Source organism: Microbacterium meiriae (assembly GCF_040686935.1).
Lineage (GTDB): Bacteria > Actinomycetota > Actinomycetes > Actinomycetales > Microbacteriaceae > Microbacterium > Microbacterium meiriae.
On record NZ_JBFBMF010000002.1, the window covers coordinates 700,412 to 721,830 of the forward strand.

Below are 21,419 nucleotides of genomic sequence, written 5' to 3' on the forward strand. Positions count from 1 at the left end.
CTCACTCCCCCGTGAGGCGCAGTTCGATGACCGGCATCAGCACGTCGGGACGCCGCACCGGGAGGTGCACCGTGAGCGTCCCCTCGGCCTCGCCCGCCGGCGTCATCAGGTCGGCCTGCTGGTCCGGGTCGCTGACGCTCGTACGCAGCCAGGAGCCGTCGTTCAGCAGGCGCGCATACGAGACCTTGCCCGCAAGACCGGGCAGATGCACGAAGCCCAGCGGCCAGCTGAACAGGCTCAGGTAGAGCCGGTCGCCGCGGAGCGTGTACACGCCCTCACGGGGCGGCGTGAACGGCGCGTGACCGGCCCCGATCACGGCGCGGTCGTGCAGGCGCATCCACTCCCCGATCTCGGCGAGGGTCTCCGCATCCCGGGGCGCGATCGCCCCACGCCCGTCCGGGCCGATGTTCAGGAGCATGTTGCCGCCCATCGACACCGAGTCGACGAGCATCTGCGCGAGCAGCACCGGCGACTTCTGGTCGGTGTTGTCCCGGTGGTACCCCCAGGAGCCGTTGAGGGTCTGGCATGCCTCCCACACGAGGGGCACGCCGTCGCGGACGATGGGAGCCGTCGGCTGATACTGCTCGGGCGTCACGAAGTCCGCGGGGATGCCGAGCCGGTCGTTGACGAGCATCTCCGGCTGCAGCTCCCGACACAGCGCGAGCAGCGCCTCGGCGTCCCAGTCCTGCGGCCCCTTCCCCTCCCAGCCGTCCTTGGACTCGGGATAGGTGAAGTCGAAGAACAGGTAGTCGATGTCGCCGTACCCGGTGAGCAGCTCGCGGACCTGACCGTGCAGGTACTCACGGTAGCGGGCCATGTCGCGCCCCTCGTTCAGGGCGTGCGCGTTCTCGTCGTCGCGTCGCGGGTGGTTCCAGTCCACCGTGAAGTCGGGGTGATGCCAGTCGATGACCGAGTGGTAGAGGCCGACCCGGATCCCCTCGGCACGGAGGGCGTCGACGTACTCGCGCACCAGGTCGCGCCCGACCGCCGCGACGGAGGTGAAGTCGGTCAGCTTCGAGTCCCAGAGGCAGAAGCCGTCGTGGTGCTTCGTCGTGAGCACGACGTAGCCCATCCCCGTCTCCTTGGCGGTCTTCGCCAGCGCCGCGGCATCGAAGAGGTCGGGATCGAAGTTGTCGAAGTACGGGCGGTACTCCTCGTCGGTGAGGCGTTCGTAGTTCTGCACCCACTCGTGCCGCGCGGCCCCGCTGTAGAGGCCGAAGTGGACGAACATGCCGAAGCGGGCGTCATCAAACCATTCCTGTCGCATGCGTCCATCCTGGCACAGACATCGGATGTCTGCGCCGCTGAATGCCGTACGGAACGCCGAACGGGCGCCCCCGGAGGGACGCCCGTTCGTTCGCGAGTCGAATCAGCGCGCGGCGCTGCCGTCGACGTAGTCCTCGTCCTGCTGCTTCCAGGCGAAGAGCGAACGCAGCTCCTTGCCGGTCGCCTCGATGGGGTGCTGCTCCTCCTTGGCGCGGAGAGCGAGGAACTCCTCGGCCCCGTTGTCCTGGTCCTCGATGAAGCGCTTCGCGAACGCGCCGGACTGGATGTCGGACAGGACGCCCTTCATGCTCTCCTTGACGCGCTCGTCGATCACGCGCGGGCCGGACACGTAGTCGCCGAACTCGGCGGTGTCGGAGATCGACCAGCGCTGCTTGGCGATGCCGCCCTCCCACATGAGGTCGACGATGAGCTTGAGCTCGTGCAGCACCTCGAAGTAGGCGATCTGCGGCTGGTAGCCCGCCTCGACGAGGGTCTCGAAGCCGGCCTGCACCAGGTGGCTCATGCCACCGCAGAGCACGGCCTGCTCGCCGAAGAGGTCGGTCTCGGTCTCCTCGGTGAAGGTCGTCTTGATGACGCCGGCACGGGTGCCGCCGATGGCCTTCGCGTACGACAGCGCGAGGTCCCAGGCCTGGCCGGAGGCGTCACGCTCGACGGCGATGATGTCGGGGATGCCGCGGCCGGCGACGAACTCGCGACGCACGGTGTGGCCGGGAGCCTTCGGCGCGACGAGGATCACGTCGACGCCCTCGGGCGCGTCGATGTAGCCGAAGCGGATGTTGAAGCCGTGCGCGAAGGCCAGGGTCTTGCCCGCCGTCAGGTTCGGGGCGATGGACTCGCTGTAGATCGTGCGCTGGTGCTGGTCCGGCGCGAGGATCATGATGACGTCGGCCCACTCGGTCGCCTCGGCGACGGTCTTCACGGGGAAGCCGGCCTCCTCGGCCTTCGCGGCGGACTTCGAGCCCTCCTTGAGGGCGATCGCGACCTCGACACCCGAGTCGCGCAGGTTCTGGGCGTGGGCGTGGCCCTGCGAGCCGTAGCCGACGATCGCGACCTTCTTGCCCTGGATCAGGGACAGGTCGGCGTCGTCGTCGTAGAAGATCTCGGTGCTCACTGGTTTCTCTCCTTGGTTGTGGTTGTGCGGGACGCGCGGTCCCAGAGTCTGTCGAAGGGTCAGCCGCGCAGGACGCGCTCGGTGATGCTCTTGCCGCCGCGGCCGATCGCGAGGAGGCCGGACTGGGCGATCTCCTTGATGCCGAAGGGCTCCAGAGCGCGCAGCAGCGCCTCGACCTTGCCCTTGTCGCCGGTGACCTCGATGACGAGGGCGTCGGCGGCGTAGTCGACGACCGACGCGCGGAAGAGGTTGACGACCTCAATCACGTTCGAGCGGCTGGCGTTGTCCGTGCGCACCTTCACGAGCATGTGCTCGCGCTGCACGGACGACGCCGGGTCGAGCTCGACGATCTTGATGACGTTGATCAGCTTGTTGAGCTGCTTGGTCACCTGCTCGAGCGGCAGTTCCTCCACGTCGACGACGACCGTGATGCGGGAGATCCCCGGCACCTCGGTCACGCCGACGGCGAGGGAGTCGATGTTGAAGCCGCGGCGCGCGAACAGGCCGGCGACGCGGGTCAGAAGGCCGGGGGTGTTCTCCACCAGCAGGCTCAGGACGTGGGTCGACATGGCTCAGTCCTCCTCGTCGAACGCGGGCGCGTGGTCGCGCGCGTACTGGACATAGCTGTTGCTGACCCCCTGCGGCACCATCGGCCACACCATGGAGTCGGCGCTCACCACGAAGTCGATCACCACGGGGCGGTCGTTCGTCTCCAGCGCGAGCTGGATGGCGGCGTCGACCTCCTCCTCCTTCTCCACGCGGATCGCGAGGCACCCGTATGCCTCCGCGAGCTTCACGAAGTCGGGGATGCGGATCGTGCCGTGTCCGGTGTTCAGGTCGGTGTTGGAGTGGCGGCCGTCGTAGAACAGCGTCTGCCACTGCCGGACCATGCCCAGCGACGAGTTGTTGATGATCGCGACCTTGATCGGGATGTTGTTGATCGCGCAGGTGGCGAGCTCCTGATTGGTCATCTGGAAGCAGCCGTCGCCGTCGATCGCCCAGACCTGGCGCTCCGGCTCGGCGACCTTCGCTCCCATGGCCGCCGGCACCGAGTAGCCCATCGTGCCCGCACCGCCGGAGTTCAGCCAGGCGTTCGGACGCTCGTATTTGATGAACTGCGCGGCCCACATCTGGTGCTGCCCCACACCGGAGGCGAAGATGCCCTCCGGTCCGGTGAGCTCGCCGATGCGCTGGATCACGTACTGGGGCGCGAGCAGGCCGTCGGTCGTCGGCGCGTACCCGAGGGGGAACTCGTTCCGGAGGCCGTCGAGGTACGACCACCACTCCTCGATGTCGGGCTTGGTGTCGGCCGTCGCTCCGCGGAAGGCCGCGTCGAGATCGGTGAGCACGTCGCGCACGTCTCCGACGATCGGCACGTCGGCCGTGCGGATCTTGGAGATCTCCGCCGGGTCGATGTCGACGTGCACCACCTTCGCGTGCGGCGCGAACAGTGCCGCCTTGCCCGTGACGCGGTCGTCGAACCGTGCGCCCAGCGAGACGAGGAGGTCGGCCTCCTGCAGCGCCAGCACGGCGGGGACCGTGCCGTGCATGCCCGGCATTCCCAGGTGCTGCGGATGCGAGTCGGGGAAAGCGCCTCGCGCCATCAGCGTCGTGACGACGGGCGCACCGGTCGACTCGGCCAGTTCGAGCAGCTCGGCCGCGGCCCGGCCGCGGACGACACCGCCGCCCACGTACAGCACCGGCTTCTTCGCCTCCGCGAGGAGCGCGGCCGCCGCCTGGATCTGCTTGCCGTGCGCCTTCGTCACCGGGCGGTACCCGGGGAGCTCGATCTTCGGCGGCCACACGAAGGGCGCGGTCGCCTGCTGCGCATCCTTGGTGATGTCCACCAGTACGGGACCGGGGCGACCGGTGCCGGCGATCTCATAGGCAGCCGCGATGGCGCCGGGGATGTCCGCGGCGTCCTTCACGAGGAACGAGTGCTTCGTGATCGGCATCGTGATCCCCACGATGTCGGCCTCCTGGAACGCATCCGTGCCCATCAGCGTCGAGAACACCTGACCGGTGATCGCGAGCAGCGGCACCGAGTCCATGTAGGCGTCCGCGATCGCCGTGACGAGGTTGGTCGCCCCGGGGCCCGAGGTGGCGATGCACACGCCGACCTTGCCGGATGCGGAGGCGTATCCCTCGGCCGCGTGGCCCGCGCCCTGCTCGTGCCGCACGAGGATGTGACGCAGCTGCGACGCATCCATCAGCGGGTCGTAGACCGGGAGGATCGCTCCACCGGGAAGGCCGAAGACGTCCGTGACACCGAGAAGCTCGAGCGAGCGGACGACGGCCTCCGCACCGGTGATCTCCGGAGCGGATGGACGGGCGGGCGGCCTCGGCACGGCCGAGACGGAGTCAGCAGTCATGACTTTCCTTCTGATGAACTGTGCGGGACACCGGCGCTCCGATCGAGCGGTTCCTGAGCCGGTCGATGGATCAGCCGGTCGTCGCTCCCTCGGCGGCGGACCGCACGAGGCGCGAGTACTTGGCAAGAACGCCTCGGGTGTAGCGCGGGGGAAGCGGCTCCCAGCCAGAGCGGCGGGAGGCGAGCTCCGCCTCGTCGACGAGTAGGTCGAGAGAGCGAGCTGCGATATCGACCCGTATCAGATCACCATCGCGCACGAAGGCGATGGGACCTGCGTCCACCGCTTCGGGTGCTATATGTCCGATGCACAGGCCGGTTGTGCCGCCTGAGAATCGTCCGTCCGTCAAGAGTAGTACATCTTTTCCGAGCCCCGCGCCCTTGATGGCCGCGGTGATGGCGAGCATCTCGCGCATACCCGGTCCGCCCTTGGGGCCCTCGTACCGGATGACGATGACCGTCCCCGGCTCGATGGTCCCCTCGGCGACCGCGTCCATGGCGGCGCGCTCGCGCTCGAAGACCCGCGCGGGACCCTCGAAGACGGCCGCGTCGAAGCCGGCGGTCTTGACCACGGCACCCTCCGGAGCGAGCGACCCGTGCAGGATCGTCAGGCCGCCCGTGGCGTGGATGGGGTTGTCGAACGTGTGGATGACCTCGCCGTCGATCGGCTGCGGGTCGAGCTCGGCGAGGTTCTCGGCGAGCGTCTTGCCGGTGACGGTGAGCGCGTCGCCGTGCAGCAGCCCTTCGTCGAGCATCGCCTTCATGATGACGGGGATGCCGCCGTGCCGGTCGACGTCGTTCATGACGTACTTGCCGAACGGCTTCATGTCGGCCACATGCGGGACCTTGTCGCCGATGCGGTTGAAGTCGTGCAGGCTCAGCTCGACCTCGGCCTCCCGGGCGATCGCGAGGAGGTGGAGCACGACGTTGGTCGAGCCGCCGAGGGCCATCGCGAGAGCGATCGCGTTCTCGAACGCCTCCTTGGTCAGGATGTCGCGCGTCGTGATGCCCTGACGGAGCAGGTTGACGACGGCCTCGCCCGACCGGTGCGCGAAGTAGTCGCGGCGGCGGTCGGCAGCGGGCGGCGCGGCGGAGCCCGGCAGGCTGAGCCCGAGCGCCTCGGCGACGGAGGCCATCGTGTTGGCCGTGTACATGCCGCCGCACGCGCCCTCACCGGGAGCGATGGCGCACTCGATGCGCTTGAGGTCCTCCTCGCTCATGAGGCCAGCGCGGCAGGCGCCGACCGCCTCGAACGAGTCGATGATCGTGACGTCCTTCTCGGTGCCGTCGGAGAGCTTGACCCAGCCCGGCGCGATCGACCCGGCGTAGAGGAAGACGCTGGAGAGGTCGAGGCGCGCGCTGGCCATGAGCATGCCGGGGATCGACTTGTCGCAGCCCGCGAGCAGGACGGAGCCGTCGAGGCGCTCGGCCATCATCACGGTCTCGACCGAGTCGGCGATGACCTCGCGCGACACGAGCGAGAAGTGCATCCCCTCGTGGCCCATCGAGATGCCGTCCGAGACGGAGATGGTGCCGAACTGCAGCGGGTAGCCGCCGCCGGAGTGCACGCCCTCCTTCGCCCCCTGCGCCAACCGGTCGAGGCTCAGGTTGCAGGGTGTGATCTCGTTCCAGCTGGACGCGATGCCGATCTGCGGCTTGTCCCAGTCGGCGTCCCCCATCCCGACCGCGCGGAGCATGCCGCGGGAGGTCGTGGCCTCGATGCCGTCGGTGACGACGCGACTGCGGGGCTTGATGTCGATGGGCGCGCTGGTGGAGGGATCATGCGAGGACATGACGAGAGTCTATTCCTGCGCGACGGCCCTCTCGTTCGCGAGCGTCTCCAGAAGCGCGGCGATCTGTTGTGGAGAGTCCACACGGAGGGTCGCGGCGCTCTCCCCCGGTCCGACGCGCACACCGAGGTCGCCCTCCTGCAGCACACGCATCGCATCCTCGTCGGTCACGTCGTCACCGGCGAAGAGGATGCCCGTCGCGTCGAAGCGCTCCCGAAGGGCGATCATCGCGGCGTCCTTGCCCTCGTTCCGCGACGAGAACTCCAGCACCCGGTGGCCGGCGCGCCGGCGCCACTGTGGGAAGCGCTCGGCGACGAGGGCGTCGATCTCGGCGAAGACCCTCTCCTCCGTCTCCCGGTCCGCGCGCCGGGTGTGCACGCCCATGCCGAAGGTCTTCGGCTCCAGTTCCGCGCCCTCGTAGCGGTCGATGATCGGCTGCGCGGCGGCCCACAGCTCCTCGCGCGCCCCGGGCTCGGTCGTGTCCCCCGGGGCGTCGGCGGCACCCTCTCCGGGGAACCAGTACTGAGCGCCGTGGGAGCCGGCGAGGACGACCACGGAGTCCTCGGTGTGCTCGGTGATCTCTCTGAGGTCGTGCATGCTGCGACCGGAGACGTAGGCGACGAGCGTGTCGGGCATCGCCGCGAGACGGGCCATCTGCACGGCGACCTCCGGCAGCGCCCGCGCGGCCATCGGGTCCACGACGAGCGGGGACGCGGTGCCGTCGAAGTCGAGGGCCACGACCAAGCGCGGCGTCGTCGCGAGGGCGGTGAGGTCGGCGTCGGCGGTTCCGGGGATCCAGGGGCGCGTCACGGTGTCTCCGATCGAGAAGAAGAAGGGTGTGCAGGGAGTGCGGTCAGCGGCGGCGGACGTCGGCCAGAGCGTCGAGGAAGGATGACGACCAGGCGTTCACATCGTTGTCCAGCACCCGGCGGCGGAGGGAGCGCATGCGCCGCGCCTGCTCGGCGGGGGACATCTCCACCGCCTCCATGATCGCGTCCTTGAGGCCCGCGATGTCGTGCGGGTTGACGCGCACGGCCTGGCGGAGCTCGTCCGCCGCGCCGGTGAACTCGCTGAGCACGAGGACGCCGCGGTTGTCGGTCCGGGTGGCCACGTACTCCTTCGCCACCAGGTTCATGCCGTCACGCAGCGCTGTCACGAGCATGACGTCGGCCGCGAGGTACAGAGCGACCATCTCCTCGCGCGGGTACCCCTGGTGGAGGTAGCGGATGGCGGAGTGACCGACCGTGTCGTGGTCGCCGTTGATGCGGGCCACCGCGAGCTCGATCTCGTCCCGGAGGTGCGCGTAGGCGTCCACCCGCTCCCGGCTCGGGCTCGCCACCTGGATGAGGGTGACGTCCTCCACGTCCAGGCGACCGTCTTCGAGGAGCTCGCCGTATGCCTTGATCCGGTGCCCGATGCCCTTGGTGTAGTCCAGGCGGTCGACGCCGAGGAGGATGCGCTTGGGGTTGCCGAGGCTGGCGCGGATCTCCGCGGCCCGCGCCCTGACGTCTTCGCGGGCGGCGAGTTCGAGGTACGGGGCGGTGTCGATGGAGATCGGGAAGGCCTTGGCGATGGCCGTCCGCGAGCCCCCCTCATCCGGGACCGCGATGCTCGACCCCTTCACCTCGTAGCGCAGCCGGCGCCGGACCGCGGTGAGGAAGTAGGTCGCGTCCTGCGCCCGCTGGAAGCCGATGACGTCGGCGCCGAGCAGTCCGCGCAGCACCTGGTCCCGCCAGGGAAGCTGGGCATAGAGGCCGTGGGCCGGGAAGGGGATGTGGTGGAAGTAGCCGATCGTGACGTCGGGGCGCAGCTCGCGGACCATCTGCGGCACCAGCTGGAGTTGATAGTCGTGCACCCAGACGGTGCCGTCCTGCGCCGCCGCGGCCGCTGCCGCCTCCGCGAAGCGACGGTTCACCCGCACGTAGGCGTCCCACCACTCGCGGTGATACTGCGGCGGCGCGATGACGTCGTGGTACAGCGGCCAGATCGTGTCGTTGGCGAAGCCCTCGTAGTAGTCGGCGACCTCGTCGGAGCTCAACGCCACCGGGATCAGGTGGATGCCGTCGGCATCGAAGGCCTCGAGCTCCACGTCGGGCTGGCCCGGCCAGCCGACCCAGGCACCGTGTACACGGCGCATCATGGGCTCGAGCGCGGCGACGAGGCCGCCGGGCGACGTCCGCCACGTCTCCTCGCCGTCGGGGCCCACGACCCGGTCCACCGGGAGGCGGTTGGCGACGACGACGAAATCAGCAGCGGTCACAGGGGCACTCCTCGGTCCAGTAGCTTCCAACCTATCGAGGATGCGCGCCGACCGCCGGTCCTCCCTCAGGCCTTGACAGCGGACGCCGCGCGGTGCACACCGCTGAGAGCCCAGTTCCCGAGGCCCGCCGCGAACGCGATGCCGGCCGCGATCATCGGGAGGACGAGCGCAGCGGAGGTGCCGAGGCTCTCCGCGATCTCCCCCGCCACCGCGGCGCCGATCGACTGACCGACGATCACGCCGGAGCCGAGCATCGTCATCACCGTCGCCGACCGGCCACGCGGGCTTCGAGCGGCTCCGAAGCTGTACTGGGTGACGAGGGTCGGACCGATGCCGATGCCCATGATGGCCAGGGCCAGCATCATGCCCCCCGGGGAGTCGACGATGCCGAGGAGCAGCGATCCGGCGAGCAGGATCCCCGAGAACACGAGCCAGCGCGCGCGCAGGGAGAACCGGACGGGGAGCCAGGCGACGCCGAGGGCGAGCACCGCGGAGCCGACGCCCATCACGCCGTACAGCAGCCCCGCCTGCTCCGGGGCTCCGAGGTCGGCCATGAACGAGGTGAGCGAGGTGAGCATGGTGCCGAAGAAGATCCCGACGCCGAGGATGCCGAGGACGACGATGAGGAGCTGCGGACGGAACAGCTCGGACACGGCGGACGGTGCCCGACCGTCGTCGGTGCGGTCCTGGGAGACGTGCCGCCCGCTCGGGTGCAGGGCGAAGGCTCCGACGAACACCAGGGTCAGCGCGGCGGCCCCGACCAGCGGGGCCCACGGCGCGAGCGCCGAGGCGAGCACACCCACGAGGAAGGGCCCGAAGACGAAGACGGTCTCGTCCGCGGCCGACTCGTACGCCATCGTGCCGGAGACGGTGCGCGCGCGGCGCTCCGCGGGCATCCGCTCGCCGATGATCGTCACCAGCCGGGAGCGCGAGAGCGGCGCCACCTGGGGCGCGGTCGCGCCGATGCCGATCGCGGCGAGGAGCACGAACCCGTCAGCGGCCGGGCCGTAGACGACCGCCGTGAAGAGCAGGAGCATCGCCGCGTTGCCCACGGCGAGCGCGAGGAGGACCGTGCGCTGACCGAAGCGGTCGGCGGCGGCGCCCAGGAGCGGTCCGAAGCAGGCGGTACCGAGACCGACCGCAGCCGAAGTGAGTCCGCCGAGGGAGAGCGACCCCCGCGCCGACACGACGACGGTGAGGACGCCGACCACCATCATGGCGAACGGCAGTCGCGCGATGAACGCGATGAGGAAGTACGGCAGCCCGGCGAGGCGGAAGAGGCTCGGCTCGGCGGTGTCAGGCGTGGTGCTGGTGTGTGTCATGGCTCTCGCGCGTCGATGACGCGTGTCGGGTGCCGCCGCTGTCCGCCGGAGACGCCGACGGCCGGTAGATACACGGTTTCTGCGGCCGCGGGTGAACCGCGACCCTCCCATGATATCCGGTGGCCCTGGACGGACGCCCTGCCAGCCTCTCCCCCGGCTTGTCAAGGCTCCGGCCCCCGCGCCCCGGCTGCGGGTACCGTAGGGGCATGCGCTACCTCTTCAGCACCGGACTCGTCGCCGCGATCTCGGCTGGGATCTCGCTGCTGCGCGGCACCCGCAATGAACCCATCACCTGGCGCTCGCTCCTGTCGTGGGTGAGCTGGGGCATCACGATGGCGCTCGCGGTCGGCGCGGTCGTCGACATGCGCCGCGAACGCCACGGCGTGCCGGTGGACGCCGACTCCCCGCAGTCGGTGAAGAAGTCCAAGAAGGCGCAGCGTCTGCAGTTCCGTTCGCAGAAGGCCCTCGCCGATGCGCAGGGGCACGCCCAGGACAAGCGGTCCTGACGCACCCCCGCGCCTCCCGCGTCAACGGGTGAGGATCAGCGCCTCGCCCTGACCGCCGCCGCCGCACAGGCCGACCGCCGCGGTTCCGCCACCCCGGCGGGCCAGCTCGTGCGCGACGTGCACCACGAGACGGTTGCCGGAGGCGCCGATCGGATGACCGATCGCGATGCCGCCGCCGTGCACGTTGACGATGTCGCCGTGCAGCCCGAGCTCGGTCTGCGAGCGGGCGACCACGGCCCCGAACGCCTCGTTGATCTCCACGAGATCGAGGTCCTGCGGGGTGATCCCCTGTTTCCGGCACGCCTGCTCGATCGCCCGCGCCGGCTGCGCCTGGAGCGAGTTGTCCGGGCCGGCGGTCTGGCCGCTCGCCCCGACGGTCACGAGCACCGGCCAGCCTTTGGCCTCGGCCGTCCCGCGCGTCGTGACGACCACGGCGGAGGCGCCGTCCGAGATCTGGGACGAGTTGCCTGCGGTGATCGACCCACCCTCGGCGAAGGCGGCACGCAGTCCCGCGAGGGTCTCCACCGTGGTCTCGGGGCGCACCCCCTCGTCTCGGGTCACCCGCACGGGCTCGCCCCGACGCTGCGGCACCTCGACGGCGACGATCTCGGCATCCAGCACCCCGCTCTCCTGGGCGGCGGCGGCCCGCTGATGCGAGAGCGCCGCCACCTGGTCCTGCATCTCTCTGGTGAGCTCGTATCGCGCGTTGTGCCGTTCCGTCGACGCGCCCATGCTCTCCCGGTCGTAGGCGTCCGTCAGCCCGTCGTAGGCCATGTGGTCGAGGACCTCGACGGTGCCGTAGGTCCAGCCGTCGCGCGATCCCATGAGCAGGTGCGGCGCGCGGGTCATGGACTCCATGCCGGCGGCGACGACCACCTCGGCGTCCCCGGTCCGGATCATGCGCGCCGCGTCGATCACCGCGGTGAGCCCGGACAGGCACACCTTGTTCACGGAGTGCGCGGGCACGTCCCAGCCGATCCCTGCGCCGATCGCCGCCTGACGGGCGGCGTTCTGCCCGGATCCGGCGGCGAGCACCTGTCCCACGATCACCGCGTCGACGTCTGCCGGATCCACTCCCCCCTGCTCCAGCACGCCGCGGATCGCGAACGATCCGAGCTGCGGCGCGGTGAAGGCGGCGAGCTGTCCTTTCAGCCGGCCCTGCGGGGTGCGCGCCGCGGCGACGATGACGACATCGTTCTCACTCATTGCTCTCGGTCCTTCCGTTCTCCAGTTCCGGGGCGAGGCGGAGGGGCGGCTCGGTGGCCTCCCGTACCTGCTGCACAGTGACATCGGGCGCAACCTCGACCAGCACGAGGCCCTCCCGCGTCACGTCGATCACCGCGAGGTCCGTGATGATCCGGTCCACGACGCCGCGACCGGTCAGCGGCAGCGTGCAGGCGTCGACGATCTTCGCCGAGCCGTCCTTGGCGACGTGCTCCATCAGCACGATCACCCGTCCGGCGCCGTGCACGAGGTCCATGGCGCCCCCGGGGCCCTTGACCATCTTGCCCGGGATCATCCAGTTCGCGAGGTCGCCGGAGGCGGAGACCTGCATCGCCCCGAGGATGGCGGCATCGATCTTCCCGCCGCGGATCATGCCGAAGCTGAGGGCGGAGTCGAAGAACGCCGCTCCGGGGAGCGTGGTCACCGTCTCCTTCCCCGCGTTGATGAGATCCGGGTCGACCTCGTCCTCCCGCGGGTAGGGCCCGACCCCGAGGATGCCGTTCTCCGACTGCAGCACCACGGTCACGTCGGACGGGACGTGGTTCGGGACGAGCGTGGGCAGGCCGATGCCGAGGTTCACGTACGCGCCGTCCGGGAGCTCGACCGCAGCGCGCGCGGCCATCTGATCTCTGGTGAGCGCCATGTCAGGCTCCTTCCGCGGCGACGGTCCGCCGCTCGATGCGCTTGGGGATGTCCTCGCCGACCTCGACGATCCGGTGCACGAAGACCCCGGGCAGGTGGATCGTGTCCGGATCCAGCTCCCCCGGTCCCACGAGCCGTTCCACCTGCGCGATGCACACGCGTCCGGCCATCGCGGCGAGCGGGTTGAAGTTCCGGGCTGCCTTCCGGAACACGAGGTTGCCGTGCCGGTCGCCGCGCGCCGCATGCACCAGGGCGAAGTCGGTGGTGATGGCCTCCTCCAGCACGAACTCGCGGGGCTCGCCGTGCACCGCGAACGTGCGCACGTCCTTGGGCGGTGAGCCCACCGCGATCGATCCGTCGGGGTGATACCGGCGAGGCAGGCCCCCGTCGGCCACCTGGGTGCCGACGCCCGTCTGGGTGTAGAACGCGGCGATCCCGGATCCTCCCGCTCGCAGCTTCTCGGCGAGCGTGCCCTGCGGCGTCAGCTCCAGCTCGAGCTCCCCGGACAGGAACTGCCGCTCGAACTCCTTGTTCTCCCCCACGTACGACGAGGTCATCTTGCGGATGCGTTGCGCGGCGAGCAGCACGCCGAGCCCCCAGTCGTCCACCCCGCAGTTGTTGCTCACCACGCTGAGGTCGGTCGTGCCCTGCGCGAGAAGCGCTTCGATGAGGGCGATCGGGTTGCCGGAGAGCCCGAAGCCTCCGACCGCGAGTGAGGCGCCGTCCGGGATATCGGCGACTGCGGCGGCAGCGGACTCCCATTGCTTGTCGATCACGTCTGCTCCTTCGGTTCCGTGTCCTCTCCAGCCTCCCGCCCCGGCGGAGTCACGGCCAGCGCCCTCTTGCGATGTGGACGCCCGCGCCACTAGCGTCCACGATGTGGACACTGCGACGAACCCCGTCCCCGGCACTCAGGCTGTCGCGCGGGCGGCGCGGCTCCTGCGACTGGTGACGGCCGCCGGCACCGACGGCGCCACCCTGCAGGAACTCGCCGGCAGCGCCGGTCTCTCCCGCCCCACGACGCATCGCCTGCTCAGTGCTCTGCGCGTGGAGGGGCTCGTGGACCGGGACGCCGACAGCACCCGCTGGATGCCGGGACCCGAACTGTTCCTCATGGGATCCGCGGCCGCGGCCCGGTACGACGTGACGGCCCTGGCCCGGGACATCGTGCGGTCGCTCGCCGTGAAGACCGAGGAGAGCGCATTCTTCTCCGTCCGGCGCGCCGACGAGACGGTCTGCCTGCTGCGGGAAGAGGGCTCGTTCCCCATCCGCTCGTTCGTGCTGAGCGAGGGGGTGCGCTTCCCGCTCGGCGTGGCGAGCGCCGGCCTCGCGATCCTCGCCTTCCTCCCCGACCATGATGTGGATGCCTATCTGGAGCGCCATCCTGAGCTCGTCGAGAACTGGGGGCGTGCTCATGGCGAGCGCCCGCTGCGGAAGCGCCTCGCCGAGACGAAGGAACGCGGGTTCGCCGTCAACCCCGGCCTGATCGTCGAGGGGAGCTGGGGCCTCGGCGCGGCGGTGTTCGACCGTGCAGGGCGCCCGGAATGGGCGCTCAGCCTCACCGGCGTCGCCTTCCGCTTCGGCCCGGAGCGTCAGGCCGAGCTGGGCCGAATCCTCCTCGCCCACGCCCATCAGCTCTCGGCGAGGATCGCCCACGCCCGGCGGTGACCTCGATACATATCAATAGGTATATACTTTCTGGTATGAATCGCTCGGAGGTCATCCCGTCGCTCGTCCTGTCGGGGTACGCGCTGGGTCGCATCGCCGCCCAGGACGCGGGGAACGACGCCCCCGCGGCGCAGTGGCGGGTGCTCAGCCTGCTCGATCAGTCCGGTCCCCGCCGTGTCGGCGAGCTCGCCGCAGCAGCTCGCACCACGCAGCCCGGGATGACCCGGCTGCTCGGCACGCTCGAACGCGAGGGTCTCGTGCATCGCTCCCCCGATGCCGACGACTCCCGTGCCACCGTCGTCGCCGTGACCCGGGACGGGACGGCGGCCCTGACTGCCTGGCGCTCCGAGTTCCGGGAGACGATCGCGCCGCGGTTCGCCGACCTCGACGACGATGACTGGCACGCCCTCACCCGTGCGGCAGAGATCCTCGCCGCCCGCACCTCCGCAGACCGGACAGGAGAGATCCGTTGAACACCGCCCCCGCATCCCGCACCCCATCGGTCTGGAAGCAGCCCGCCCAGGTGTGGGCCGTCGCCTTCGCGTGCGTCGTCGCCTTCATGGGGATCGGCCTCGTCGATCCGATCCTCCCGGCGATCGCAGAGTCCCTCGAAGCGACGCCGGTCGAGACGGAGCTCCTGTTCACCAGCTACCTCCTGGTCACCGGCCTCGCGATGCTCGTCACGAGCTGGATCTCCAGCCGGATCGGCGCGAAGGCCACGCTCCTGGTCGGACTCGGACTGATCGTGGTGTTCGCCTTCCTCTGTGCGATCAGCGGCAGCGTCGACGCCGTCATCGGATTCCGGGCCGGCTGGGGTCTGGGCAACGCGCTGTTCATCTCGACTGCGCTGGCCACCATCGTCGGCGCGGCATCCGGCGGCAGCAGTGCGGCGATCGTGCTGTACGAGGCTGCTCTCGGCCTCGGCATCGCCGTGGGCCCGCTGCTCGGCGGCATCCTCGGCGAGCAGAGCTGGCGCGGACCGTTCTTCGGCGTCGTCGCCCTGATGGCCATCGCGTTCATCGCCGTCCTGGTGCTGCTGCGAGGGCCGGGCGAGAAGCGCACCCCCGTGAAGTTCTCCGCCCCCTTCACCGCCCTGCGCCGTCCCGCTCTCGCGATCCTCGCCGTGGCCGCCCTGTTCTACAACATCGGCTTCTTCGTGCTGCTGGCGTTCTCGCCGTTCCCCCTGGGCTTCGGGGCCATGGGCATCGGCCTGACGTTCTTCGGCTGGGGCGTCGCCCTCGCGGTCACCAGCGTGTGGGTCGCGCCCGTGCTGATGCGCCGGATGCCGAGGACCCACGTCATCCTCACCGTGTTGCCGCTGCTCGCCGTCGACCTCGTCGTCGCGGGGCTGGTGGTCGCCGAACCTGCCGCTCTCGTCGTGTGCATCATCGTGGGCGGCCTGCTCCTCGGCGTCATGAACACCGTGCTGACCGAAGCCGTGATGGAGGCGACCGACCTCCCCCGCTCCGTCGCCTCCTCGGCCTACTCCGCGGTCCGCTTCCTCGGCGGCGCGATGGCCCCGCCGATCGCGGCGCTCCTGTGGCACCTGTTCAGCGCGACCGTGCCGTACCTCTTCGCCGCCGCCGCCGTCCTTCTGGCAGCGCTGACGATCCTCCTCGGCCGGAAGGTCCTCGCGCACATCGACGACGAACCTACCGACGCGACCGCGGAGGACGCGGCGGCGATCCTCGTCGGTGACGCCGGCTGACACGCTCGACTACCGTGGGGGGCATGAGCGACCCCTCTCCCCTCCCCGAGCGCAGCCGACGGGTGCAGGAGCACCTCCTTGCGGCCGGTGTCGAGACCGAGATCCGGGTCCTGCCGGACTCGGCACGCACCGCTGCGGAGGCGGCCGCCGCCATCGACTGCGACGTCGCCGCGATCGCCAACAGTCTCGTCTTCCTCGCCGACGGCCGCCCCGTCCTCGTCATGACCAGCGGCGGGCACCGGGCGGATCTCGCCGTTCTCGCGCGGAGCATCGGGGCGCGTGCGGTGGCCATGGCGCCGCCCGCCGACGTCCGTGAGGCCACGGGACAGGCGATCGGCGGAGTGGCGCCCGTCGGCCATCCCGCACCCCTCCCCACCTTCATCGACAGCGCCCTGCAGCAGCACGACGCGATCTGGGCGGCGGCGGGCCATCCGCACACCGTCATGCCGCTGACCTTCGCCCAGCTGTCGAGCCTCACCGCCGGCACGGTGATCGAAGTCGACTGATCCCGGATGTCCGCGCCATGCCCCATGATGGAGGCGATACCGGCCGCCGTCGGGTGACCGGCGACAGGGAGGCGATGACATGTGCGGGCGATTCGCGAACGACGCGACGACGGACGAGCTGATCCGGGAGTTCGTCGCCGAGGGCGGCCGACCGGAGGACTGGTGGAAGTCCTGGCACGGCGCCTACTCGATCGCGCCCACCGAGAGCGCCCCCATCGTCCGGGACCGGGGTGAGGGCCGCATCCTCGAACTCGTGCGGTGGGACTGGCAGAGTCCCCCCAACCGTCCCCAGCGCGCCCCGCTGATCAATGCACGGATGGAGAAGCTCGCCGCCGGATTCTGGGCGCCGGCGTTCTCCGCAGCTCGCTGCCTCGTGCCCATGCGCGGGTACTTCGAGTGGACGGGCGAGAAGGGCCACAAGACGCCGCACTTCCTGCACGGGGACGGCTTGCTCGCCGCTGCCGGCCTCACCTGGTCGATGGAGCACGAGGGCGAGAAGGTGCGCTGCTTCGTCGTCGTCACCAGGGAGGCGCGCGACGCCGGCGGCGAGGTCCACGACCGGATGCCCGCCTTCCTGACCCCCGACACCTGGGACGCCTGGCTCACGCCGGAGAAGCTCACCGGGCAGACCAAGTTGGACACGCTGGCAATGCTCGATCACACCTCCGCCGACGTCGCGGCGACGCTCCGCGGCCACGTCGTGGACCGCAAGGTGAGCAACACCCGCACCGTCGACCCGTCCGATCCCACGCTTCTCGATCCGGTGGCCTGAAACGAGGAGACACGCGACGACGCACGACACCCCGGTCCGGTAGGAGAATGGGCAGAAGTGTGAAACGCTGAGCACACCCCACACCAGCGGTCATCGCGTCCGCGCCTCTTGGCACAGGTTCCCGTGGCGAGAAGGGAATCTTGCAATGGGCAAGTTCATCTACGAGAACAGCGTCAAGGTCGATATCGAAGACCGCGCTCTCACTCACATCCAGCTGGTCATGACCGCGAAGCTCCGCCGTGGCGAGCCTTTCGGCTTCACGTGGAAGGACGACGTCAGCATGGGCGGCGGCCGGACGACGGTCTGGATCCATGCCGGCAGCTCACTCGTGTACAAGTACCACGGCAGCCGGCAGCCCAGCGTGAACCGCGCCTGGATCGAGGCTCTCGCATTCACAGCGAACGCCCCGAGCGGGCTGTATCTCGTCCCCGAGCCCGCGGATCAGCAGCAGCCGGACGAGCGCGAGAGCGCTCTCACGCGCTCCTAACACGCCGACGGAGCGGGTTCAACCCCCCTTCGTATCGGTCCTGTCCCTTCGTACCGTGGAGCCATGGGGAACCATACGGGAATGACGACGACGCACATCGAGATCGATGGGCACGACTTCCTCCTGCCTCGCAGCACGGACGTCGCGGACCTCATGTCTCGGATCGAAGCGGCCGCCCGCTCGCAACCGACCTTCGTCGACTTGGCGACGGGCGATGCGCTGACGAGCGTGCTCATCACCGCCCAATCCCGGGTGATCGTCTACCTGATCCGCGAGGACACGGGGCAGGATGCCCCCATCGACGTCCGTTCGACGCTCGACTGGGATCTCTGAGGAGAACGGCCCGCTCGTAGACTGGACCGATGCTCGTCGCTCTCATCCGCCCCCGAGGATCCATGACCGTCGACGTCACCGGGACATCCCTCGAAGACGTCCACACCCAGCTCGATGCTCATCGTGAGCCGGGGTACGCGCTCACGTCCGCCCCGGTGCGCATGCTCAAGGGCGAGGCGAAGATGGAGGCGACGGGAACGTTCCATCGCATCGACGGCGTCGAGCAAATCGAGGCCGACGACATGGCAGGCATCGAGGCCAAAGTGCCCGAGGGCTGGCAGTTGCTGTCGGTCCGCCGCGCCTGACGCGCGACCCGCCCACCCGAGCGCACGTCTACGATCCCGCGTCGCGCAGGTCGACCCGCACGCTCCGTGCGGGCTCGAAAATGCTCCTGCCCGAGCCCGCAGAGGTGCGGTTTCGATCCCGCTAAGAGCGCCCTGGCGGCCGGCATGGACGCGACCGTGGATGCGGCGAGCGTCTCGTTCGTACAGGCAAAAGAAAAAGCCTCGGAGATGGCGAGATCTCTGAGGCTTATTCCGTGCACCCCCAGGGACTTGAACCCTGAACCCACTGATTAAGAGTCAGTTGCTCTGCCGATTGAGCTAGAGGTGCGTGGCCCGGGATAACCCCGACCGAGGAATTACATTACCAGCGGTTGGCGTTGAGACGAAATCCACGGCGACCCGGGCGTGGCTCGGGCGTTTCGCCCGCCGATCCTGGCCGATGGTCTCTGCGGCTGCGTCGATGACGGCGACTATTCTGAGAGCGTGACCGCCACTTCCGACGCCGCTGACCTGCGCGCCGATCTCCAGCTCGCCCTTCGCCTTGCCGACGCCGCAGACGCGCAGTCGCTCCCCCGGTTCGACGCTGCCGATCTGGAGATCTCCACGAAGGCGGATCACTCGCACGTGACCGACGCCGACCTCGCCACGGAACGCGCTATCCGCCGAGTCCTCGAAGACGAACGACCCGACGACGGCATCTTCGGCGAGGAGTTCGGCGCCCAGGGCAGCACCGCGCGGCAGTGGATCATCGACCCGATCGACGGTACGGCGAACTTCCTCCGGGGCGTCCCGCTGTGGGGCACGATGATCGCTCTCGCGATCGACGGTGTGCCGCGGGTCGGCGTGGTCAGCATGCCGGCGCTCGGTCGACGGTGGTGGGCGGCGACGGGACACGGCGCCTGGACCGTCGATGACCGCACGGAGCGACGTCTCGCCACCTCCTCCGTCTCGGCGCTGGATGAGGCCAGCGTGAGTTTCCAGAGCATCGCACAGTGGCGCGACGCCGGGCAGCTGGACGCCCTGCTGCGTCTGAGCGAGCACGTCTGGCGCGATCGGGCGTACGGCGATGTCTATGCGTACATGCTCCTGGCCGAGGGGCGATTGGAAGCCGTCGCCGAGTTCGATGTGAAGGAATACGACATCGCCGCCGCCGTGGCCATCGTGAACGAGGCGGGTGGGCGCATGACGGCTTTCGACGGTTCCGAGACGATCTCGGCGCGCTCGACACTCGCCACCAACGGCATCCTTCACGACGACTTCCTCCGTCTTCTGCACGACTGATACCCCGAGGCACCATGAACCCCCGACGACTCGCGGCTCTGACCGGCTTCGTACTGATCGGGGCGCTCCTCACGGCGTGTACCGACGACGGCACACCCGACCCGTCGCCCTCGCAGGAGCCCACGTCCGCCGCGGGTGACGCCGGGGCGACGCCGGCGGCCACGGATGAGCTGACGTGCGAGTCGATGATCTCGGAGGGCACGGTCGCCGCCCTCACCGAAGCCGGATGGACCGCCGAGCCGCGGGAATTCCGCGTCGGCGGCGTCGAGCTCTCCGAGGGACTCCTGTGCTTCTGGGCGGACTTCACCGTCCCGTCCGATCACGGTCAGATGTACGGCTGGTCTGCGCTCTCCCCCGCCGACGCCGAACGGGCGCGGGAGGGCCTCGAGGACGAGGGGTGGCGGAGCGAGGAGAGCGCCCAGGGCGTCTACGTCACGGAGGACCCTCAGTACGCGATGAGCACCGACGAGGACGGCTATGGCATGACCTACCTCTTCGGCGACGGCTGGGTGAAGGTCGCCGACACCAAACAGGGGCTGCTCCTGGTCGAAGGCCGGGACTGAGCAGCGCACCATCCCGACGACGTTGTCAAGCGTCTGGGATCGGCGCTGCCAAGAGAGCATGCTGGAGGTATTCGTCGAGGAAAGGAACGCGCATGGCTAACGACAGCGACCGCAACGACATCAGCACCGAGCCCTCCCCCGGCCCGGAGGAGAACGACAACCTCGGCGCCGAGGACAACAAGGGCGAGCCGCGCACGGTTCCGCCCATGGATGGGTCCGACGATGACGGGGACGACGTCCTCGCGGAGGATCCGGACCGCTCGCACTGAGCCTGTCGAACACAGGAGCCCCGCCTCATGACGAGGCGGGGCTCCTGTCGTCTCGTCCGGGCGTCGACCCCTGGACGATCTCGTCGACGAGGTGGATCCCCCCGGTCGAGTTGGCCGACTGCATCAGATCCTCGATCCACTGCGGATTCAGTTTCGGCGGCTCCCGCCCTTCGAACGTGAAGCGCAGCGGGATCGCCGGATGCAGCCAGATCGTGGAGCGACCGTAGGACTCTCCCTCGGGGTGGGTCCAGGACACCGTGAAGCTCTCGTTGCGTCGGAGCTTCGTCGCGATCACGACCTTGAGGTGCGCGAGCGCTCGGTCTTCGATGTGGAGCTGGCTCGTGCCGTCGTACATGATGAACCCCATGTGCGAATGGTAGGCCCGTGCTCCATCCCTCACCAGAGGCAGTCAGGTCCTCTGGGGGTTCATGGCCGCCGAGATCTGAGCGCGAGCATGTCTGTATGAGCGCCCACCGCTGAGTGACGTCCCCCGAAGAGGGGACAGACGGCTCCTGGCATACGTCGATACTCTGGCCGGATCAGGGGACTCGTGCGAGATGCGAGAGGTGCGAGCGTCGATGGCCGGTCACGCCGATCATCGCCCGGCGCTCATGATCGGAAGGACTTCTCATGACGATCGATGTCGTTGCGGAGCCGCTGGTGGCAGCAGTCCGCGAGGCGTGGGCCAGGGCGCGGGGAACGATCCTCGTGCCCTCGGGATTCCAGCTGACGGAGGTGACGGTCGATGCCGGATCGTTGACTGCTCAGGTGGCCGACCCCGCCGGCTCGCGATTCGGCATGCGCGTGGCGCTTCCGAATGCCGCGCGGTGGGAGGGTCGTGTCCAGGGCGGAGAGGGGACATCAGAGCACTGGGCGCTGTGGAGCGTCATCGTCCCCCTCATGGAGGAGCTGGAGACGGACGCCGCACACCGCTTCCCTCCGGACGCCGACGGCGTCCGCTGGGTGACCTCATAGGAGAAGCCCCGGTGTCCCGGACGAGAGTCCGAGCCACCGGGGCTTCTTTCTGGTGACAGCGAC

The 21,419-nt window shown here is 69.5% G+C and carries 25 protein-coding genes and 1 tRNA gene; 13 read left to right on the forward strand and 13 right to left on the reverse strand.

Annotated elements, in window-relative coordinates:
• Position 1: 1 nt before the first annotated feature.
• The 8 genes from AB0P08_RS08835 to AB0P08_RS08870 form a co-directional block, all read right to left on the reverse strand.
• A complete protein-coding gene (locus AB0P08_RS08835) occupies positions 2-1,267 on the reverse strand; it encodes an alpha-L-fucosidase (RefSeq protein ID WP_187663922.1) in 1,266 nt (421 codons plus the stop codon).
• Positions 1,268-1,369: 102 nt separating this feature from the next.
• Entirely contained in the window at positions 1,370-2,398 is a 1,029-nt protein-coding gene (gene ilvC / locus AB0P08_RS08840; RefSeq protein ID WP_025103269.1) for a ketol-acid reductoisomerase, read from the reverse strand.
• A gap of 59 nt (positions 2,399-2,457) precedes the next feature.
• On the reverse strand, positions 2,458-2,967 hold the full coding sequence (ilvN, locus tag AB0P08_RS08845; RefSeq protein ID WP_025103268.1) for an acetolactate synthase small subunit: 510 nt from the start codon (positions 2,965-2,967) through the stop codon (positions 2,458-2,460).
• 3 nt (positions 2,968-2,970) lie between these two features.
• Positions 2,971-4,770 carry an acetolactate synthase large subunit gene (locus AB0P08_RS08850; protein ID WP_259953916.1) on the reverse strand — a complete coding sequence of 600 codons (1,800 nt, stop codon included), beginning with the start codon at positions 4,768-4,770 and terminating at the stop codon, positions 2,971-2,973.
• 70 nt (positions 4,771-4,840) lie between these two features.
• Positions 4,841-6,559, reverse strand: coding sequence for a dihydroxy-acid dehydratase (gene ilvD, locus AB0P08_RS08855; RefSeq protein ID WP_187663920.1), 1,719 nt, complete (start codon positions 6,557-6,559; stop codon positions 4,841-4,843).
• A 9-nt stretch (positions 6,560-6,568) separates the two neighbouring features.
• The gene (otsB, locus tag AB0P08_RS08860) at positions 6,569-7,366 is read right to left on the reverse strand and encodes a trehalose-phosphatase (protein WP_363589419.1); all 798 of its coding nucleotides are present in this window, start codon (positions 7,364-7,366) and stop codon (positions 6,569-6,571) included.
• A gap of 43 nt (positions 7,367-7,409) precedes the next feature.
• Positions 7,410-8,816, reverse strand: coding sequence for an alpha,alpha-trehalose-phosphate synthase (UDP-forming) (locus AB0P08_RS08865; protein ID WP_187663918.1), 1,407 nt, complete (start codon positions 8,814-8,816; stop codon positions 7,410-7,412).
• A 65-nt stretch (positions 8,817-8,881) separates the two neighbouring features.
• A complete protein-coding gene (locus AB0P08_RS08870) occupies positions 8,882-10,138 on the reverse strand; it encodes an MFS transporter (protein ID WP_363589421.1) in 1,257 nt (418 codons plus the stop codon).
• Positions 10,139-10,344: 206 nt separating this feature from the next.
• Here AB0P08_RS08870 and AB0P08_RS08875 point away from each other — a divergent pair, with 206 nt between their 5' ends.
• Entirely contained in the window at positions 10,345-10,644 is a 300-nt protein-coding gene (locus tag AB0P08_RS08875) for a hypothetical protein (protein WP_025103262.1), read from the forward strand.
• A gap of 21 nt (positions 10,645-10,665) precedes the next feature.
• On the opposite strand, the gene AB0P08_RS08880 is transcribed toward AB0P08_RS08875, so the two are convergent.
• From AB0P08_RS08880 to AB0P08_RS08890, 3 genes are read right to left on the reverse strand one after another with little or no spacing between them, the layout of a single operon-like run.
• Positions 10,666-11,850 (reverse strand): acetyl-CoA C-acetyltransferase, encoded by a 1,185-nt coding sequence (locus tag AB0P08_RS08880; RefSeq protein WP_363589423.1) that lies wholly within the window; start codon positions 11,848-11,850, stop codon positions 10,666-10,668.
• Complete coding sequence (locus tag AB0P08_RS08885) at positions 11,843-12,511, reverse strand: CoA transferase subunit B (protein WP_363589425.1); 669 nt, start codon at positions 12,509-12,511, stop codon at positions 11,843-11,845. The genes AB0P08_RS08880 and AB0P08_RS08885 overlap by 8 nt, the downstream gene beginning before the upstream one ends.
• Position 12,512: 1 nt before the next feature.
• A complete protein-coding gene (locus tag AB0P08_RS08890) occupies positions 12,513-13,286 on the reverse strand; it encodes a CoA transferase subunit A (RefSeq protein WP_363589427.1) in 774 nt (257 codons plus the stop codon).
• 103 nt (positions 13,287-13,389) lie between these two features.
• Between AB0P08_RS08890 and AB0P08_RS08895 the strand changes: the two genes are divergently transcribed.
• The 8 genes from AB0P08_RS08895 to AB0P08_RS08930 all read left to right on the forward strand — a co-directional run bounded on the left by AB0P08_RS08895 (position 13,390) and on the right by AB0P08_RS08930 (position 18,289).
• Entirely contained in the window at positions 13,390-14,178 is a 789-nt protein-coding gene (locus tag AB0P08_RS08895) for an IclR family transcriptional regulator (protein ID WP_363589429.1), read from the forward strand.
• Between the two features lie 35 nt (positions 14,179-14,213).
• Positions 14,214-14,651, forward strand: coding sequence for a MarR family winged helix-turn-helix transcriptional regulator (locus AB0P08_RS08900; protein WP_259953925.1), 438 nt, complete (start codon positions 14,214-14,216; stop codon positions 14,649-14,651).
• Positions 14,648-15,886 carry an MFS transporter gene (locus AB0P08_RS08905; RefSeq protein ID WP_363589431.1) on the forward strand — a complete coding sequence of 413 codons (1,239 nt, stop codon included), beginning with the start codon at positions 14,648-14,650 and terminating at the stop codon, positions 15,884-15,886. The genes AB0P08_RS08900 and AB0P08_RS08905 overlap by 4 nt, the downstream gene beginning before the upstream one ends.
• Before the next feature lie 23 nt (positions 15,887-15,909).
• Positions 15,910-16,392 (forward strand): YbaK/EbsC family protein, encoded by a 483-nt coding sequence (locus AB0P08_RS08910; protein WP_363589433.1) that lies wholly within the window; start codon positions 15,910-15,912, stop codon positions 16,390-16,392.
• A gap of 79 nt (positions 16,393-16,471) precedes the next feature.
• Entirely contained in the window at positions 16,472-17,164 is a 693-nt protein-coding gene (locus AB0P08_RS08915) for an SOS response-associated peptidase (protein WP_280566397.1), read from the forward strand.
• 145 nt (positions 17,165-17,309) lie between these two features.
• The gene (locus AB0P08_RS08920) at positions 17,310-17,651 is read left to right on the forward strand and encodes a DUF7882 family protein (RefSeq protein WP_363589435.1); all 342 of its coding nucleotides are present in this window, start codon (positions 17,310-17,312) and stop codon (positions 17,649-17,651) included.
• Positions 17,652-17,732: 81 nt separating this feature from the next.
• Positions 17,733-17,984: a hypothetical protein gene (locus AB0P08_RS08925; protein ID WP_363589437.1), complete on the forward strand. Its 252-nt coding sequence runs from the start codon at positions 17,733-17,735 to the stop codon at positions 17,982-17,984.
• A gap of 62 nt (positions 17,985-18,046) precedes the next feature.
• Entirely contained in the window at positions 18,047-18,289 is a 243-nt protein-coding gene (locus tag AB0P08_RS08930; RefSeq protein WP_363589439.1) for a hypothetical protein, read from the forward strand.
• Positions 18,290-18,523: 234 nt separating this feature from the next.
• Here the strand turns inward: AB0P08_RS08930 and AB0P08_RS08935 are convergent.
• Positions 18,524-18,596: transfer RNA gene (locus AB0P08_RS08935), tRNA-Lys, on the reverse strand.
• Positions 18,597-18,751: 155 nt separating this feature from the next.
• On the opposite strand from AB0P08_RS08935, the gene AB0P08_RS08940 reads away from it, so the two are divergent.
• The 3 genes from AB0P08_RS08940 (at position 18,752) to AB0P08_RS08950 (ending at position 20,381) form a co-directional block, all read left to right on the forward strand.
• Complete coding sequence (locus tag AB0P08_RS08940) at positions 18,752-19,549, forward strand: inositol monophosphatase family protein (RefSeq protein WP_363589441.1); 798 nt, start codon at positions 18,752-18,754, stop codon at positions 19,547-19,549.
• Positions 19,550-19,563: 14 nt separating this feature from the next.
• Positions 19,564-20,112 (forward strand): hypothetical protein, encoded by a 549-nt coding sequence (locus AB0P08_RS08945; RefSeq protein WP_363589443.1) that lies wholly within the window; start codon positions 19,564-19,566, stop codon positions 20,110-20,112.
• Positions 20,113-20,204: 92 nt separating this feature from the next.
• Complete coding sequence (locus AB0P08_RS08950; protein ID WP_363589445.1) at positions 20,205-20,381, forward strand: hypothetical protein; 177 nt, start codon at positions 20,205-20,207, stop codon at positions 20,379-20,381.
• A gap of 25 nt (positions 20,382-20,406) precedes the next feature.
• On the opposite strand, the gene AB0P08_RS08955 is transcribed toward AB0P08_RS08950, so the two are convergent.
• On the reverse strand, positions 20,407-20,748 hold the full coding sequence (locus AB0P08_RS08955; protein WP_363589447.1) for a DUF7882 family protein: 342 nt from the start codon (positions 20,746-20,748) through the stop codon (positions 20,407-20,409).
• Between the two features lie 263 nt (positions 20,749-21,011).
• On the opposite strand from AB0P08_RS08955, the gene AB0P08_RS08960 reads away from it, so the two are divergent.
• Positions 21,012-21,356, forward strand: a complete 345-nt coding sequence (locus tag AB0P08_RS08960) for a hypothetical protein (RefSeq protein WP_363589449.1) — start codon at positions 21,012-21,014, stop codon at positions 21,354-21,356.
• Positions 21,357-21,419: the final 63 nt, after the last annotated feature.